This is a genomic window from Micromonospora musae, assembly GCF_003626545.1.
GTDB classification, from domain to species: Bacteria; Actinomycetota; Actinomycetes; order Mycobacteriales; family Micromonosporaceae; genus Micromonospora; species Micromonospora musae.
The window spans coordinates 230,005-245,779 of the sequence record NZ_RAZS01000001.1 but is presented as its reverse complement, the minus strand read 5'-3'; the positions used below and the strand labels follow the sequence as shown (position 1 = coordinate 245,779).

Here is a 15,775-nt window from a genome sequence, read left to right as displayed (position 1 = left end):
CCTTCCCAGGCCCTCCCGCCCCCACCGGCTTCGGTGATCAAGAGGTTTCGGTCGGAAATCGCTCCGCATCTGACGCCAAGCTCTTGATCATCGAGGGGAACGCGGGGGAGGGACGGTCAGCCCAGTAGTAGTGCCAGGGCGAGGAGGGCCATCAACGTGGCGATCAGCCCGTCCAGCAGTCGCCACGCGGTCCGGCGGGCGAGCAGCGGGGCGAGCCGGTGCGCGCCGACGCCGAGCGCCGTGAACCAGACCACGCTGGCCAGGGTGGCGCCGACGCCGAAGAGCCAGCGGTGCGGGTGCTGCTGGGCGATCCCCCCGAGGAGGAGCACGGTGTCGAGGTAGACGTGCGGGTTCAGGTACGTGAAGGCGAGGCAGGCCAGCAGGGTGGCGCCCAGGGTGGCCGGCGGCCGCTCGGTGGGCAGCAGCGCGCCGGGCCGCAGGGCGCGGCGGGCGGCGAGCGCCGCGTAGCAGAGCAGGAACGCGGCGCCGCCCCAGCGGATCGCGGTGAGCAGGACGGGCCGGCCGGTCACCAGCGTGCCGACCCCGGCGATGCCCGCCCCGATGAGCAGCGCGTCCGAGGCGGCGCAGGTGAGGACGACGGGTACCACGTGCTCCCGGCGTAGGCCCTGGCGCAGGACGAAGGCGTTCTGCGCCCCGATGGCGACGATCAGGGCGATGGAGACGGAGAAGCCGGCGACGGCGGAGCTGAGCACGTCTCCGACCGTAGGCGGGCTCGTTCCGTCAGTCGAACTAAAGATTCTGACGCCGGTTAAGCTCAGCTGATGGAAGGGCTCGACTTCGTCCAGCTGCGTACCCTCGCCGCCGTGGTCTCGGAGGGCAGCTTCGAGGCGGCGGCCCGACTGCTGCACGTCACCCCCTCGGCCGTCAGCCAGCGGGTCAAGGCCCTGGAGGAGACGGTCGGGCAGGTGCTCGTTCGGCGGGCCCGGCCCTGCGTGGCGACCGAGGCGGGCGCACCGCTGCTACGTCTCGCCGGGCAGCTCGTACTGCTGGAGCGGGAGGCGCTGACCGACGCGCGCGGCCCGCTCACCGGCGGTGGCGCGCGGACCAGACTCGCCGTGGTGGTGAACGCCGACTCGCTCGCCACCTGGTTCCCGGCCGCCCTGGCCCGGCTGCCGGAAGGGCTCGAACTCTCCCTGGACCTCCGTCAGGAGGATCAGGACCACACCGCCGAGCTGCTCCGCGACGGGGTGGTGACGGCGGCGGTGACCGCGCAGCGCGAGCCGGTCCAGGGCTGCCGGGTACGCCGGCTCGGCGCCATGCGCTACCGGGCGCTCGCCGCCCCGGCGCTGGCCGCCGCGCACTTCGCCGACGGGCTGACCGCCGCGGCGCTGGCCGGCGCGCCGACCGTCGTCTTCGACCGGAGGGACCGGCTGCAGCACCGCTTCATCCGTACGCTGACCGGGCGCACGCTCGACCCGCCCGTGCACTATGTGCCGTCGGTGCCGGCGTTCAGCGAGACCATCCGGCACGGACTCGGCTGGGGTCTGGTGCCCGAGCAGATCGCCGAGGACGATCTCGCCTCCGGGGCGTGCGTCGACATCGCCCCGGGCCGGCAGGTGGACGTGCCGCTGTACTGGCAGCACTGGCGGCTGGAGTCGGCGGCGCTGAACGGCCTCACCACCGCCGTACGCGCGGTGGCCGCCGAAGCCCTCCGCTGACCAGCCGGGCGGGCCCCCACGCGGAGGGGGCCCGCCCGACCCGGTCTCAGGAGATGGTGCAGATGGGGGCGCCCGCGCTGATCACCGCGCCGACGTCCGCCGTCAGGCCGCTGATCGTGCCGGCCTTGTGGGCGTGCAGCGGCTGCTCCATCTTCATCGCCTCCAGCACCACGATCAGGTCGCCCTCGGCCACGGTGTCCCCGTCCGCCACGGCGATCTTGACGATGGTGCCCTGCATCGGGGAGGTGAGCGCGTCGCCGCTGACCGTGCCGCCGGCCTTCGCACCCCCGCCACCACGGCGGGCGGGCTTACGGGCGGCGGGCGCGGCGGTACCCGTACCGGTGCCGAGACCTGCCGGAAGGCTGACCTCCAGCCGCTTGCCACCCACCTCGACCACGACGGTCTCCCGCTCGGCGGGCTCGGCGGTCGGGCCGGCGGTCGCGGTGAACGGCGTGATCGTGTTGTCGAACTCGGTCTCGATCCACCGGGTGTGGACGGTGAAGGGCTCCGCGGTGAAGGCCGGATCGCGGACCACCAGGCGGTGGAACGGCAGAGCCGTGGCCATGCCGTCGACCACCATCTCGTCGAGCGCCCGGCGGGCCCGCTCCAGCGCCTCGGTCCGCGTCTCGCCGACGATGATGACCTTGGCCAGCAGCGAGTCGAAGTTCCCGCCGATCACGTCACCGGCCGAGATGCCGGTGTCCACCCGTACGCCGGGGCCGGTCGGCAGCCGCAGCGCGGTGATGGCGCCGGGGGCGGGCAGGAAGTTACGACCGGGGTCCTCGCCGTTGATGCGGAACTCGATCGCGTGCCCGCGGGGCGTCGGGTCCTCGGTGAAGCGCAGCTTCTCCCCGTCAGCGACGCGGAACTGCTCGCGGACGAGGTCGATGCCGGCGGTCTCCTCGGTGACCGGGTGCTCGACCTGGAGCCGGGTGTTCACCTCCAGGAAGGAGATGGTGCCGTCGCCGCCGACCAGGTACTCGACGGTGCCGGCGCCGTGGTAACCGGCCTCGCGGCAGATCGCCTTGGCGCTCTCGTGGATCTGCGTGCGCTGGGCGTCGGTGAGGAACGGCGCGGGCGCCTCCTCGACCAGCTTCTGGTGCCGCCGCTGGAGCGAGCAGTCCCGGGTGCCCACCACGATCACGTTGCCGTGCTGGTCGGCCAGCACCTGGGCCTCGACGTGGCGGGGCTTGTCGAGGTAACGCTCGACGAAGCACTCGCCGCGGCCGAAGGCGGCGACCGCCTCGCGGGTGGCGGACTCGAACAGCTGGGGGATCTCCTCCATCGTGCGGGCGACCTTCAGGCCGCGCCCGCCGCCGCCGAAGGCGGCCTTGATGGCGACCGGCAGCCCGTGGTCGACGGCGAAGGCCAGCACCTCGTCGGCGCTGCCGACCGGGTCCGGCGTACCGGGCACCAGCGGCGCGCCGGCGCGCTGGGCGATGTGCCGGGCGGTGACCTTGTCGCCGAGGTCGCGGATGGCCTGCGGGGTGGGGCCGATCCAGGTCAGCCCGGCGTCGATGACGGCCTGGGCGAAGTCGGCGTTCTCGGAGAGGAAGCCGTAGCCCGGGTGCACGGCGTCGGCGCCGGCCCTGGCCGCGATGTCGACCAGCTTGTCGATGCGCAGGTAGCTCTCCGCCGCGGTGTCCCCGCCGAGGGCGTACGCCTCGTCGGCCAGCGTCACGTGCAGCGCGTCCCGGTCGGAGTCGGCGTAGACGGCTACGCTCGCCAGGCCGGCGTCGCGGCAGGCGCGGATGACGCGGACGGCGATCTCGCCGCGGTTGGCGATGAGTACCTTACGCACCGTGGGGGCTCCTCCCGGGAGGTCGTTGACCGGGAGTGTATAGGCCACCCGGTCGGGCCCTAACGATCGCTCAGTGTGGGTTGGGGCACGGTCACATCGCGCTCTAGTCAAATTTGCCTAATACGCTTGTGCCGTGTCTGCCACCCGAATGATGATTCTCGGTCTGGTCCGCTGGATGCAGCCCGTGCACGGCTACGACGTGCGGCGCGAGCTGCTCAGCTGGAGCGCCGACAAGTGGGCCAACGTACAGCCCGGCTCGATCTATCACGCCCTGCGCAAGCTGACCGAGGAGGGGCTGCTGCGGGCGGTCGCGACCGAGCAGGTCGGCGGACGCCCGGCCCGCACGACGTACGAGATCACCGAGAAGGGGCAGGACGAGTTCGAGTCGCTGCTGCGCGGCCTCTGGTGGCAGTTGAACGAGCCGGCCGACCCGTTCACGGCGGCCTTCTCGTTCCTGCCGGCGCTGCCGCGCGAGGAGGCGGCGGCCGCGCTGCGGAACCGGGCGAACCTGCTGCGGGCCGGCATGGCGTGGATGCGGACCTCGCTGGAGTCGGACTGGCTGCGCGACACCAAGCCGGTCCACGTGGGTTGGATGTTCGAGCTCTGGACGGCCCGGGCGGAGGCGGAGATCGCGTGGTGCGAGCGCATCGCGGAACGTATCGATTCCGGAGTGTCGTACCTGCCTGCTGGGCTGGAACAGGCGGAGGGTTGGTCCGGGTGGGAGCAGCGACTGCCGGAGCATCCGTCCTCATCTGAATAATCAACGTTGACCAGAAAAGCTATATCGCGTTAGCCTCTTCGCGACGTACGGGGAAGTGCGCCGTCCCACGCTGCCCGCCGCGGCTCGGCGGCCGGCGACCGCGCTGCCTTCCCCGCCGACCCGTGGCCGGGAATACCGGCCCGGACGACCAGGAGCCCGCATGATCGAGACCAGGGGATTACGCAAGTCCTTCCGCTCCCGTGCCGGGCGGGAGACGAAGACCGTCGAAGCGGTACGGGGGGTCGACCTGACCGTCGCCGAGGGCGAGATCTTCGGCTTCCTCGGCCCCAACGGCGCCGGCAAGACGACCACGCTGCGGATGCTCGCCACGTTGATCGAGCCGGACGACGGGGAGGCGATCATCGCGGGCGCCGACCTGCGCAAGGCGCCGGGCGAGGTGCGCCGCCGGATCGGCTACGTGGCCCAGGGCGGCAGCACCTGGGACGAGTCGACCGCCCGCGAGGAGCTGGTGCTCCAGGCCCGGCTCTACGGGATCGGCAAGACCGAGGCGCACCAGCGGGCCGTCCGCGCCCTCGACGCCTTCCAACTCGCCGAGTTCGCCGACCGCAAGTGCAAGACCTACTCCGGCGGTCAGCGGCGGCGGGTGGAGATCGCCCTCGGCATCATCCACGAGCCGAAGATCGTCTTCCTGGACGAGCCCACCACCGGGCTCGACCCGCAGAGCCGCGCACACATGTGGGACGAGATCCGCCGGCTGCGTACCGAGGGGATGACGGTCTTCATCACCACCCACTACCTGGACGAGGCCGACGCGCTCTGCGACCGGATCGCGATCATGGATCACGGTCAGCTGGTCGCCGAGGGCACGCCGGCCGACCTCAAGCGGGAGATCTCCGGCGAGGTCGTCCAGGTCGGCCTCGACGCCGCCGACACCCCGCAGGCCGCGAAGGCGCTCGACGGCGAGGCGTACGTCCGGAAGCTGGAGACCGGCGACGACGGCGGCCTGCGACTGTACGTCGACGAGGGTGCCACGGCGATCCCGCAGATCCTGCGCCGACTGGACCACGCCGGCCTCGCGCTCTCCTCGATCGAGCTGCACCGCCCCAGCCTGGACGACGTCTTCCTCACCAAGACCGGCCGCTCGCTGCGCGAGTCCTGACGAACCGGAGATCGATCATGAAACTCGCCCGCGACACCTGGCTCATCTTCCAACGCCAGTTCCAGCTGCTCGTCCGTAACCCGGTCTGGGTCTTCGTCGGCGTCTTCCAGCCGGTGATGTACCTCCTCCTGTTCGCCCCGCTGCTCAAGCCCGCACTGAACGCGCCGACCCAGGCCGAGGCCTACAAGATCTTCGTACCCGGCCTGCTGGTGCTGCTGGCCATCTTCGGTGGCCTCTTCCAGGGCTTCGGTCTGATCGCCGAGCTGCGCGCCGGGGTGATCGAGCGGTCCCGGGTCACCCCGGTCAGCCGGCTCGCCCTGCTGCTCGGGCGCTCCCTGCGCGACGTCGTCTCGCTGATCGTGCAGGCGATCATCATCACGCTGCTCGCCCTCGCGTTCGACCTGCGGGTCGTCCTGGGAGACCTGCTGCTCGCGTACCTGATGCTCGCGCTGATCGCGCTGATGACCTCGGCCGTCTCGTACGGCGTCGCGCTGAAGGTCAAGAGCGAGGACGCGCTGGCCCCACTGATGAACACCGTCGCCCAGCCGGTGCTCCTGCTCTCCGGCATCCTCCTGCCGCTCAGCTTCGCGCCTGGCTGGTTGCAGGGCGTCGCCGACTGGAACCCGTTCTCGTGGGCGGTCGACGGCACCCGAGCCCTCTTCGCCGGCGACCTGGGCAACGACCGGGTCTGGCAGGGGCTGAGCATCATCGCCGTACTCGCCGTGCTCGGCGTCTACTGGGCGGCAAGGCAGTTCGCCCGCAGCGTCCGCTGAAATCACTGGCCGGCTCGCGGTCGCTTGCTCGCGGCTCGCGGTGGTGGCTCGCTCGCGGTGGTGGCTCGCTTGATCCACTCGCCTTCATTGATGTCGGGGTGTCGAACGCGGTTCGACACCCCGACATCAATGAACCGGAGTCGATCAGGCTGGCGCCGTCAGTGCACCCGGGCCAGGGTGAGTCCGTCGGCGATCGGCAGCATCACCGCGTCCACCCGGACGTCGGCGAGCACCTCGTCGTTGAAGGCGGCGATGGCCCGGTCGCTCTCGTTCCGTGGGGCGATCACCGCACCGCCGCGCAGCACGTTGTCCACGGCGATGACGCCCCCGGGCCGCATCCGTGGCACCAGCTCGGCCCAGTAGATCGGGTAACCCGTCTTGTCCGCGTCGATGAACGCGAAGTCGAGGTACCGCTCGTGCGGCAGCTCGCGCAGAGTGTCTCCGGCCGGGCCGATGCGCAGCTCGATCCGGTCGTCCACCCCGGCCCGTGCCCAGTAGCGGCGGGCGATCCCGGTGTACTCCTCGGAGATGTCGAAGCAGGTGAGCCGTCCGCCCTCGGCCAGGCCCCGGGCGATCGCCAGCGAGGAGAGCCCGGTGAACGTGCCCACCTCCACCGCCTGCCGCGCCCCGAGGATCCGGGTGAGGAAGGTCAGGAACGCGGCCTGCTCCGGCGCGACCTGCATGGTCGCCTCGTCCGGCAGCACCGTTAGGGTCTCCTCCGCGAGGTCGCGGATGATCTCGTCGGGCGGGGATCCGTGCCCGACGAGGTACGCGTGCAGCTCGTCCGTCAGCGGAATCGACTTGGTGGTCATGGTGGCACGCTAACCGAGCGGCTCGACCGACTGGCCGCCCGGCGAGACCTTCGTCCACAGATCGGTGATCCGCAGGTCGAGGTCGGCGAGGAGCTTGCGCAGCAGCGGCAGGGAGAGCCCGATGACCGTACTCGGGTCACCGTCGATCCGCTGCACGAACGGCCCGCCCAACCCGTCGATCGTGAAGGCCCCGGCCACAGCGAGCGGTTCACCGGTGGCGACGTACGTCTGGATCTCCTCGTCGCTGATGTCGGCGAAGTGGACGACCGTGGAGGCGACCGCCTCGGCGCGCCGCACCGCCGTCACGTCGATCAGGCAGTGCCCACTGTGCAGCACCCCGCTGCGTCCACGCATCCGCCGCCAGCGCTGCGCGGCGTCGGCGGCATCGGCCGGCTTTCCGAAGATCTCACCGTCGAACTCGAGCACCGAGTCGCAGCCGATCACCAGGGTGCGCTCCTCGGTGGCCGGCCGCAGCCGGGTGAGCACCGCCTGCGCCTTCAGCCGGGCCAACTCCAGGCAGAGCTCGTCGGCCCGGTCTGTCACCACCAGAGATTCGTCGACGCCGCTGACCAGTACGTCCGGCTCGATACCGGCGGCTTGCAGGATCTTGCGGCGGGCGGGACTCGCGGAGGCGAGTACGAGGCGGAGCGGCAGCTGATCAGGCACCCCGCCGACGTTACCGGCTCAGCCCCTGCCACGGGCCGTGCGGCACCCCCCAACGCCGCCTCCGACCCGGCACCCCGTCCCACCGGCCCTGTCCCCGACCCGGCGCCCCCTCCCGCCGGCCCTGTCCCCGACCCGGCGCCCCCTCCCGCCCCCGGAGATCAACTCGCAGATCAACTCGTCTTCCTTGAAGTCGGGGTATCAAGTGGCGTGGGAGGCCCCGACTTCAAGGAAGACGAGTTGACCAACTCGCGGCCGGGCCGCAACCAGGCACCGTTGCAACCGGAACCTCGCGTCGGGGCTCGTCAGCGGCTGATCCGCGGCGGCGGATCGTCCCCGCGCCTGCGTCGACGCACGATCACCGCCCACGTCACAGCGGCCGCCACGATCACACCGAGCGTGGCCAGCCCGCGGACCGTGGCCGCGTTGTCGCTACCGAGACCGTCGCCGGGAGGCTCGGCGGCCGCCGTCGTGCGCGGGCCACCGCCGGCCGGTGCGCTCGCCGTCGCCGATCCGAACCCCAGCGGCGGTACGTCAGCAGTCAACGCCGCAACGATGTCGATCACTCCGTAGCCGTACTCGTCGTCCCGCCCAGGCGGGCCCTTGTCGATGGCGGTCGCAGTGAGTCGATGCACGACCTCCCGCGCCGGCAGGTACGGGTACTTCGACCGAATCAACGCCACAGCCCCCGCAACGATTGCGGTGGCACCCGAAGTGCCGGTCCCCTTCGAGTACTTCCCGCCGTAGCTGGTGCTATAGATATCCACCGCAGGTGCGACCAGGTCGATTTCAGGCCCACTTACTGAGAGCTCAGAGTAAGTTCCGGACCGTGTGATGCCGCCTACGGCTATAACGCCTTCCTCGGATGCGGGATATGCAACTCTCCTGTCTCCGGGCTTATTTCCTGCTGCTGCAACGATGGCTATGTCCGCCGCCATTGCAGTGCGGACGGCTCGTTCGAGCTGTGGGGTGGCATTACCAGAACTCGAAATGCTGATGACGTCGACGCCTCGCTCCACTGCAAAGTCAATGGCCTGAGCTAAAGCTGTCGAGTCGCCTTCGCCGTGAGGGGGTGAGTCGAAGATAGGAACGATTTTAGCTCGTGGTGCAATGCCAAGTGCGCCTTGGTTCTCGCCTCGGCCGTGCGCCGCGACTAGGCCTGCCATTGATGTGCCGTGACTGTCCCTGTCGCTTCGCCCGTCCCCGGAGCCTCCTGGAATGATGTCGATGCCCGGAAGCAAATTGTTCCGTAGGTCGGGATGTTGGTCTACTCCAGTGTCGGGTACCGCAACTAAGACGTCCTCTCCAAGTGACAATCGGTGGGCGCCAGCAATATTTAGGAATTGCAGATGCCACTGGTCGTCTCTGATTTGATCGACGCCCTCCTGTATCGGTTCGACTCGGTTTAGAGTCGTCGCCGAGTACGCAGACGAGCAGGGGGCAGTAGCGGACGTAGCGAGCAGTGCGACTATCCAGATGGTCGTCTGAAAGATCACCGGTCTAGCCCGATTGCCGGTCCGGGATCAGTTGGACCATCCTCGCCGGGAGGTAGCACTACGGGGTCGACGCCTCTGTCAACTTGCCACGGGTTGGTCGGATCCCACCTCCTTGCTTTGTCCGCATCGGAACCCCAAGGCGTTGTCCTGTGCGACACCTCGCCCCTGCTTGAAAAGGTGCCCGGGGCTGGATTCGTTGCGGCACCGAATGACGGTGTGCCGAAGCCTCGGCCCCCGCCGGGGCGTGAGCCGGCTCCACCGGCGGGTGCCGTACCGGCTCCGCCTCCCCCTATTACTCCGCCAATGGGATTGGCTCGACCCGCCTGAGAGTCGTTTGAGGTTCGATTTCCGACGCCCGACCCTGGAGGATTGCCGATCAGGCCGCCGAACGGCGTTGCACGGGGTTGAGTCGATGAACTCGTAGCTGGTGGAAGATTGCGGTCGCTCATGCTGAGCTTGCCCGAAGCGTTCGGGGGTAGCCCCAACCCGTTTCGAATGCTGGGCCGGGATGGCGTTCCTGAAGGCAGGCTCGGGAGTGAATTGGGATCAACCGGAGGTGGTGTTGTAGGCGTACCTATTTTGGCCGGAGGAATCGTCGACCTGTCGGCGGCGCCTAGCACGGGCCCGCTCAGTGACGGTGGGGTCGCGGTTGGCCGAACGGTTCCTCTGCTGGGGGGAACTGGCTTTGTGAGTGCGGGCGGCCGTACAGGCACCGGAACGATGGGCGGAATCGCTGGCGTGGGAATTGAGCCATAAACATCGGGATTGTCTGATTGCCTCGGCGGCCTCGTTGGCACTGGCGGCTGGCGTAGCGCTGCTTGGGCTTGTTGGAGCTCGGTGCTGAGGCCGTACATGATGCCGCGCGCCTGGACGTTCAGCTGCTCAAGGTCGGCGTCGGTGACCGGCCGATCCGTCACGCGGCTGCCCATGGCTGCCTTCGGGTCGGCGGCCGTCGCCTCGTACGCCCGCTTCTGCTGGAGTTTGGCCGCGTACTCCTCGTGGATCTTCTGAAGTCTGGTGCGGGTGCCGCCGATGGCCTGGGTGGCGGCGGCGAGCGCGGTGTAGTTCGTGGCGGCGGCGTCGTGGGTACGGCGCACCTTGTCGATCAGCTCGTCGAGCTGGCTGAGGTACGCGAGGGCGGCCGTGTTGCTGGCCGGCGGCCATGCTGCGGCGAGACCCCGTCGGTACTCCTGGAGCCGGCTGAGGTGGGCCTGCGCCAGGTCGCAGATCTTGCGCCAGCCGGCGACCTGCTTCCAGTGGTTGGCGGTGTCGTGGTCCTGCAGGCAGGCCCACATGCTGTTCACGTCCATCCGGTGCCAGTCGGTGAGGCTGGACGTGCGGCCGCTGCCTCGTTCGATCATCTGTTCACCGCCGGGCCGTTCTCCGGACCGGTCGGGTCTCCCAGCAGCACCGATGGCGGTCCGGCGGCCCCGACGGCGCGGGGGTTGGCGAGCGCGTGCTCGACGTCCGCGACCCTCGCCGCGGAGAAGGCGTCGGCGCCGGCGTACCGGTCGGCGACCGTGCCCGCCGCGGCGGCGAGGTGGCCGGTGGCGCCGCAGACGCCCCAGACCATGTCGACGCTGGCCTGCTGGGTCTCGTGGTGGGCCTGCAGGAAGTGCACCAGCTCGATGAACGCGTCGCAGGGGTTGGGCAGCGGCGCGGTCACGTCCTCGGCGATGCGCGGCAGGTGCGGCGCGTAGTTGCGCTCGACCTCGGCGGTGAGCCGGTCGGCGAACTCTCGCAGTTGGCGGATGTCGGCGTCGATCGAACCGTAGCCGCTCAGCCAGGCCGGCGGGCGGTCCTCTCCAGGGATCATCGACCCTCCCATACCGTCACGACGCCGTGTCCCTGAGTGAGGTTAACGGCTGACGGCCCCCCAGGCAGCCCCACAAGCCCCCAGGCAGCCCCGCGATTGCGGCAATGCCTCATAAGGACATGAGGCCCATGAAGACATGATTGCGGCAGCCCCTAATAAGAACAGTGCCGGGCGAGCGGGGGGAACGGTGAGCGCCTGCCAGGGATCAGCTGGGCAGGCCGGAGGCGCGCCAGGCCCCGGGGCCGGCGGTGACGCCGGCGGCCGGCCGTCCGCTGCGCGCCCAGGCGGAGGCGGCGGCGGGGGCGGGCGCGGCGGCCGGACGCGACCGGCTGACGACCGCGCCCACCAGCGCGGCCAGCTCCTCGGCGGTCGGAACCCCGCGGACGACCCGGAGCAGCGGCTCTTCGGCAGACATGAGGTCAGGGTACGCGCCGAGCTTCCGGAGCTTCACCGCAACGTGGCGTGCCGCCGGTGTGGCTGTCAGCGTGGCCGGGTACCGTCTCAGCGATGTCGAACGCGCTTCCCCAACTCGTCGCTGACCGGTACCGGCTGCTTTCGCCGCTCGGTCAGGGTGGCATGGGTCGGGTGTGGAAGGCGCGTGACGAGGTGCTGCACCGCGACGTGGCCATCAAGGAGCTGGTCCCGCCGCCCAGCCTCACCGATGACGAGCGTCGTGAGATGCGGGAACGCTCGCTGCGGGAGGCCCGGGCCATCGCCCGGCTCAACCACATCAACGTCGTCCGTATCTTCGACGTGCTGCGTACCGACGGTGACCCGTGGATCGTCATGGAGTACGTCGCGTCGAGGTCGTTGCAGGACACTCTTGCCGAGTCCGGCCCGGTGCCGTCGGCCCGCGCGATCGAGATCGGTCTCGGTGTGCTCGGCGCGCTGAAGTCCGCGCACAAGGCCGGGGTGATGCACCGTGACGTCAAGCCGGGCAACGTGCTCCTCGGCAACGACGGTCGGGTGGTGCTGACCGATTTCGGTCTCGCCACCATCCCGGGTGACCCGAACGTCACCCGCACCGGCATGGTGCTCGGCTCGCCCGCGTACATCGCGCCGGAGCGGGCCCACGACGGCACCGCCGGGCCGGAGGCCGACCTCTGGTCGCTGGGCGCCACCCTCTACGCGGCGGTCGAGGGGAAGTCACCGTACGCGCGGCCGTCGGCGATCGCGACGCTCGCGGCGCTGGCCACCGAGCCGTTGCCGCCGCCGAAGAACGCCGGCCCGCTGAAGCCGGTGTTGCAGGGGCTGCTGCGCAAGGACCCGCGGGAGCGGATCGACGCGGAGACGGCGGAGCGGATGCTGCGTCGCGCCAACGGGCGGCGGGCGCGGGGAATCTCGCTGCTCGACGGCGTACGCAGGCCGGGGCCGAACGGCCCGCGACTGCCGCGCCCGACCGTGGTGCCGGCCCCGCGCCCGGCCGAGCCGGCCGAGCCGCCGGTCGCCCCACCGGCGCCTCGCGCGCCGTCGGCGGCGGCTCTGGCGGGGCCGGCGGCGGAGGCCACCGCGAAGGTTCCTGCCGGCGCCGACGCCGCCCCGACCGCGAAGGTCGAGCGGTCCACCGTGGACGCGGAGCCCACGACGAATGTCGACCGGCCGACGCCCGTCGTGAGCGCCGACCCGACCGCGAAGATCGACCTTCCGGCCGGGGACGCCGAGCCGACGACGACTGTCGACCGATCGACCGCAGACGACGCGCCGACGGCCAAGGCCGACCGCGCGACGACTGACGATGCGCCGACGGCGAAGGTCGACCGGTCGACGCTCGACGCCGACCGCACCGCCAAGATGGAGCGTCCGGCCACCTCCGCGCAGAGCCGGCCCGACACGAAGGCCGGCGGCTCCGGGTCATCGGTCGAGGAGTCGAAGCCGGCCGACGGTCGGCGGACCGAGCGACCCGTCGCCGCGCCGCGCCGGCCGGCCAATCCGACGTCGGTGTTGCCGGTGAGCCCACCGGCCGGGCCGACCGGGCGTGCGCCGATCCCGGCGACCGGCGGCACGCCGGACGATCGGAAGCGACGCAACCTGCTGGTCGGCGTGCTGGTGGCCGTGCTTCTGGTCGGCCTCGCGGTGGCCGTGCCGCTCTTGACCAGTGGCGACGACCCCGAGGACGATGGCCGTCCGACGGCCGGGTCGAGCGTCGGCTCCGTCTCCGCGCCGCCGGGCTCCGCGCCCGCCTCACCGCCGCCGACCAGCGCCGCGCCGAGCGTGACGCCGAGCGCCAGCCTTTCCCCGAGCACCTCCCCGAGCAGCGGCATTCCGGCCGGGTGGTCGTTGCGCAAGGATCCGGTCGGCTTCTCACTGCCGATTCCGAAGGGGTGGACCCGCAGCGCCGGCGAAACCTGGGTGCGGTACGCGGACCCGAACGGCGTCGGGGAGCTGACGATCGACCGGACTAACACTCCGGGGTCGAACGCTAAGAAGGCCTGGCAGGACATCGAGCCGGCCCGGAAGCGGCTGGTGAACAACTACGAGAAGCTCAGCCTGGAATCCATCGACTGCCGATGGCGGACCTGCGCGGACTGGGACTGGCTGGAGACCCGCGACGGCACCCGGATCCACGTCCGGAACCGGGGCTTCGTGACCGCGCACAACCGGGGCTTCGCCCTCCGCTTCGAGGTCGCGCAGAAGGACTGGAACGCCAGCCTGCCCAACTTCGAAATGATCTTCCGCGAGTTCGTGCCGGACCGGCAGGACTGACCACGCGAGTCGCACCGGTGCGAGTCTTCCTCGCATGACCTTCCGCCGTCCGGGGTAACTGGACCTTGACGACGGAAGGAGGTACGACATGGGTTACCGACGGAGGGACGCCCGGCCGCGGGTGGCACTGTGGATGCTCGTGGCGTTCGGCGACGCGGTCCTGCTCCTGGCCGGTCTCGGGATTCCGGCGCTCGTCGCGCTGGTCAGCGTCGTTGCCGTCACCGTCGCCGGGGTGGGTGCCTGGCTGGTGGCCCGACGGGCCGCGCTGGTCCGGGAGGGGACGATGCCCGCCCGGGTCGCGGTGCCGGTCCGTTACCGGCGGCGGGTCTGACGTACACGCAGGTGGCCGTGGCGGCAGCCGGACCGGTTGTCGACCGTACGGTGACAGCCGATCCCGCTGCCGCCACCTGCCCGTTCACGGGGTGTTGTTCGCCAGCGCGATCAGGCGTGAGCGGTCGCCGTTCCAGTAGTTGCGGTCGACGTTGCCGCTGATGCCGGCGACGCTGCCGGTGCTGGTGTACTGCCAGAAGCTCCAGACCGGGGCGCCGGCCGGCAGGGTGCCGGGCGCGCTGGCCCAGCGGGCGATCCAGAGCGGGTGGTTGCCCCACGGCCCGCTCCAGCTGCCCGTGCACTGGTTCCACCAGCTGGTGGTGGTGTAGATGACGGCGTAGCGGCCGGTGCGTGAGCGGTAGGTGTTGAGGAAGTCCTGCACCCAGTTGCGCATCCCGGTGGTGCTGAGGCCGTAGCAGTAGCCGCCGCTGTACGGGTTGGCCTCCAGGTCCAGGGCTGCGGGGAGGGTGCGGCTGTCGGCCGACCAGGCGCCGCCGTTGGAGGCCAGGTAGTTGGCCTGGACGGCGCCGGAGGAGATGTTGGGGCGGGCGAAGTGGTACGCCCCGCGGATGACGCCCGCGTTGTAGGCGGCCACGTAGTTGGTGTTGAAGCGTGGGTCCTTGTAGCTCGTGCCCTCGGTGGCCTTGATGAAGGCGAACTGGATGCCCGCGTTGCGGACGCTGGTCCAGTTGATGACGCCCTGGTAGTGGGAGACGTCGATGCCGGGAACGGTGGCGGCGGCGGCCGGGCCGGTGGTGGCGACGAGCGTCGCGGCCGCGGTGGCGAGGACGGTGAGGCCGGCTGCGAGCAGACGACGCAGCGGTGATCCGGTGCGGGACATGGATACCTCCAGGAAGCGGGGGCATATCTATTGATGGAAATCTTTGGAGCTAATCACCCAAGATCGCAAGGGGGGCAAAAGAAACTTTCAGCGGCGGTGCTACGGCGCCCGGCAGCCAGCACGTGACGTGCTCGGTACGCGACCATGCGTGACGGAGGTGATCTCCGGTGCCCCGGGCCGGTAGGCTCGCGCCCCATGGTGTCGTTCGACGGGCTGACCGACCTCTGGGACCGGCTGTTCGGTGCACAGCCCGACCCGCCGCCGCTGCTGGTCGTGCTGACCGGTCTCGCCGCGCTGGTGGTGGTCTCCACCCGGCTCCCGTGGCGGGTCGCCCGCAACGCGATCACCATCGCCCACGAGGGCGGTCACGCGCTGATCGCCCTGCTCACCGGCCGCAAACTGCGCGGCATCCGGCTGCACTCGGACACCTCGGGGCTGACCCTCTCCGCCGGCCGTCCCACCGGGCCGGGCATGATCCTCACGCTGCTCGCCGGGTACGTCGCCCCGCCGCTGGTCGGGCTCGCCGGGGCCTGGCTGCTCGGCGGCAACCGGATCACCCTGCTGCTCTGGGTGGCCGTCGCGCTGCTGCTCGCGATGCTCGTGATGATCCGCAACGCCTTCGGCGTGATCTCACTGCTCGTCAGCGGCGGCGTGGTGCTCGCCGTCTCCTGGTACGCCTCGCCGCAGGTGCAGGCCGCGTTCGCGTACACCGGGGTGTGGTTCCTGCTGCTCGGCGGCGTACGGCCGGTGGTCGAGCTGCAACGGCTGCGTTCCCGGGGCCGCATGCCCGCCTCCGACGCCGACCAACTCGCCGGGCTAACCCCGTTCCCGGCGTTCTTCTGGGTCACCGTCTTCGCCCTGGTCAACCTGGCCGTGCTGGCCGTGGGCGCCGCCCTGCTGGCCGATCCCCTCCTGGACGGCACCCCACTGCCCACCCTCTGACCAGGATCGACCGGCCGCAGGGCCTGATCGGCACCGGCC

15 protein-coding genes are annotated in these 15,775 nt (G+C 70.7%); 7 read left to right on the top strand and 8 right to left on the bottom strand.

Translation table 11 applies throughout. The features are described 5' to 3' along the window. Positions 1-116: 116 nt before the first annotated feature. Entirely contained in the window at positions 117-713 is a 597-nt protein-coding gene (locus D7147_RS01155) for a LysE/ArgO family amino acid transporter (protein ID WP_120673366.1), read from the bottom strand. A 69-nt stretch (positions 714-782) separates the two neighbouring features. Between D7147_RS01155 and D7147_RS01150 the strand changes: the two genes are divergently transcribed. Then, positions 783-1,679 carry a LysR family transcriptional regulator ArgP gene (locus tag D7147_RS01150; RefSeq protein WP_120673365.1) on the top strand — a complete coding sequence of 299 codons (897 nt, stop codon included), beginning with the start codon at positions 783-785 and terminating at the stop codon, positions 1,677-1,679. 46 nt (positions 1,680-1,725) lie between these two features. On the opposite strand, the gene D7147_RS01145 is transcribed toward D7147_RS01150, so the two are convergent. Then, on the bottom strand, positions 1,726-3,480 hold the full coding sequence (locus D7147_RS01145) for an acetyl/propionyl/methylcrotonyl-CoA carboxylase subunit alpha (protein WP_120673364.1): 1,755 nt from the start codon (positions 3,478-3,480) through the stop codon (positions 1,726-1,728). A 148-nt stretch (positions 3,481-3,628) separates the two neighbouring features. On the opposite strand from D7147_RS01145, the gene D7147_RS01140 reads away from it, so the two are divergent. The 3 genes from D7147_RS01140 to D7147_RS01130 all read left to right on the top strand — a co-directional run bounded on the left by D7147_RS01140 (position 3,629) and on the right by D7147_RS01130 (position 6,133). Next, the gene (locus D7147_RS01140; protein WP_120673363.1) at positions 3,629-4,240 is read left to right on the top strand and encodes a PadR family transcriptional regulator; all 612 of its coding nucleotides are present in this window, start codon (positions 3,629-3,631) and stop codon (positions 4,238-4,240) included. Positions 4,241-4,400: 160 nt separating this feature from the next. Next, positions 4,401-5,360 carry an ATP-binding cassette domain-containing protein gene (locus D7147_RS01135; protein ID WP_120673362.1) on the top strand — a complete coding sequence of 320 codons (960 nt, stop codon included), beginning with the start codon at positions 4,401-4,403 and terminating at the stop codon, positions 5,358-5,360. 17 nt (positions 5,361-5,377) lie between these two features. Further along, positions 5,378-6,133 (top strand): ABC transporter permease, encoded by a 756-nt coding sequence (locus D7147_RS01130; RefSeq protein WP_120673361.1) that lies wholly within the window; start codon positions 5,378-5,380, stop codon positions 6,131-6,133. A gap of 158 nt (positions 6,134-6,291) precedes the next feature. On the opposite strand, the gene D7147_RS01125 is transcribed toward D7147_RS01130, so the two are convergent. The 5 genes from D7147_RS01125 to D7147_RS01100 form a co-directional block, all read right to left on the bottom strand. After that, positions 6,292-6,945, bottom strand: coding sequence for an O-methyltransferase (locus D7147_RS01125; RefSeq protein WP_120673360.1), 654 nt, complete (start codon positions 6,943-6,945; stop codon positions 6,292-6,294). A 9-nt stretch (positions 6,946-6,954) separates the two neighbouring features. Then, on the bottom strand, positions 6,955-7,611 hold the full coding sequence (locus D7147_RS01120) for a Maf family protein (protein WP_120673359.1): 657 nt from the start codon (positions 7,609-7,611) through the stop codon (positions 6,955-6,957). A 302-nt stretch (positions 7,612-7,913) separates the two neighbouring features. Beyond that, a complete protein-coding gene (gene mycP / locus D7147_RS01115; RefSeq protein ID WP_233562859.1) occupies positions 7,914-9,104 on the bottom strand; it encodes a type VII secretion-associated serine protease mycosin in 1,191 nt (396 codons plus the stop codon). Between the two features lie 1,357 nt (positions 9,105-10,461). After that, positions 10,462-10,920, bottom strand: a complete 459-nt coding sequence (locus tag D7147_RS01105; RefSeq protein ID WP_120673357.1) for a hypothetical protein — start codon at positions 10,918-10,920, stop codon at positions 10,462-10,464. A 205-nt stretch (positions 10,921-11,125) separates the two neighbouring features. Beyond that, complete coding sequence (locus D7147_RS01100) at positions 11,126-11,335, bottom strand: acyl-CoA carboxylase epsilon subunit (protein WP_120673927.1); 210 nt, start codon at positions 11,333-11,335, stop codon at positions 11,126-11,128. Between the two features lie 92 nt (positions 11,336-11,427). Here D7147_RS01100 and D7147_RS01095 point away from each other — a divergent pair, with 92 nt between their 5' ends. Together D7147_RS01095 and D7147_RS01090 are read left to right on the top strand one after the other, a co-directional pair. Further along, positions 11,428-13,623, top strand: a complete 2,196-nt coding sequence (locus tag D7147_RS01095) for a serine/threonine-protein kinase (protein ID WP_120673356.1) — start codon at positions 11,428-11,430, stop codon at positions 13,621-13,623. Between the two features lie 88 nt (positions 13,624-13,711). Beyond that, positions 13,712-13,954, top strand: a complete 243-nt coding sequence (locus tag D7147_RS01090; RefSeq protein ID WP_120673355.1) for a hypothetical protein — start codon at positions 13,712-13,714, stop codon at positions 13,952-13,954. An 84-nt stretch (positions 13,955-14,038) separates the two neighbouring features. On the opposite strand, the gene D7147_RS01085 is transcribed toward D7147_RS01090, so the two are convergent. After that, the gene (locus tag D7147_RS01085; RefSeq protein ID WP_120673354.1) at positions 14,039-14,794 is read right to left on the bottom strand and encodes a lysozyme; all 756 of its coding nucleotides are present in this window, start codon (positions 14,792-14,794) and stop codon (positions 14,039-14,041) included. A 195-nt stretch (positions 14,795-14,989) separates the two neighbouring features. On the opposite strand from D7147_RS01085, the gene D7147_RS01080 reads away from it, so the two are divergent. Continuing rightward, entirely contained in the window at positions 14,990-15,736 is a 747-nt protein-coding gene (locus D7147_RS01080) for a M50 family metallopeptidase (RefSeq protein ID WP_120673353.1), read from the top strand. Positions 15,737-15,775: the final 39 nt, after the last annotated feature.

What these genes read in the sequence shown, in the direction of transcription:
- D7147_RS01150 (WP_120673365.1), top strand. Translation starts at nt 783, where the DNA reads ATGGAAGGGCTCGACTTCGTCCAGCTGCGTACCCTCGCCGCCGTGGTC.
- D7147_RS01090 (WP_120673355.1), top strand. Translation starts at nt 13,712, where the DNA reads ATGGGTTACCGACGGAGGGACGCCCGGCCGCGGGTGGCACTGTGGATG.
- D7147_RS01100 (WP_120673927.1), bottom strand. Translation starts at nt 11,335, where the DNA reads ATGTCTGCCGAAGAGCCGCTGCTCCGGGTCGTCCGCGGGGTTCCGACC.
- D7147_RS01105 (WP_120673357.1), bottom strand. Translation starts at nt 10,920, where the DNA reads ATGATCCCTGGAGAGGACCGCCCGCCGGCCTGGCTGAGCGGCTACGGT.
- D7147_RS01085 (WP_120673354.1), bottom strand. Translation starts at nt 14,794, where the DNA reads ATGTCCCGCACCGGATCACCGCTGCGTCGTCTGCTCGCAGCCGGCCTC.
- D7147_RS01130 (WP_120673361.1), top strand. Translation starts at nt 5,378, where the DNA reads ATGAAACTCGCCCGCGACACCTGGCTCATCTTCCAACGCCAGTTCCAG.
- D7147_RS01095 (WP_120673356.1), top strand. Translation starts at nt 11,428, where the DNA reads ATGTCGAACGCGCTTCCCCAACTCGTCGCTGACCGGTACCGGCTGCTT.
- D7147_RS01135 (WP_120673362.1), top strand. Translation starts at nt 4,401, where the DNA reads ATGATCGAGACCAGGGGATTACGCAAGTCCTTCCGCTCCCGTGCCGGG.
- D7147_RS01080 (WP_120673353.1), top strand. Translation starts at nt 14,990, where the DNA reads ATGGTGTCGTTCGACGGGCTGACCGACCTCTGGGACCGGCTGTTCGGT.
- D7147_RS01140 (WP_120673363.1), top strand. Translation starts at nt 3,629, where the DNA reads ATGATGATTCTCGGTCTGGTCCGCTGGATGCAGCCCGTGCACGGCTAC.
- D7147_RS01125 (WP_120673360.1), bottom strand. Translation starts at nt 6,945, where the DNA reads ATGACCACCAAGTCGATTCCGCTGACGGACGAGCTGCACGCGTACCTC.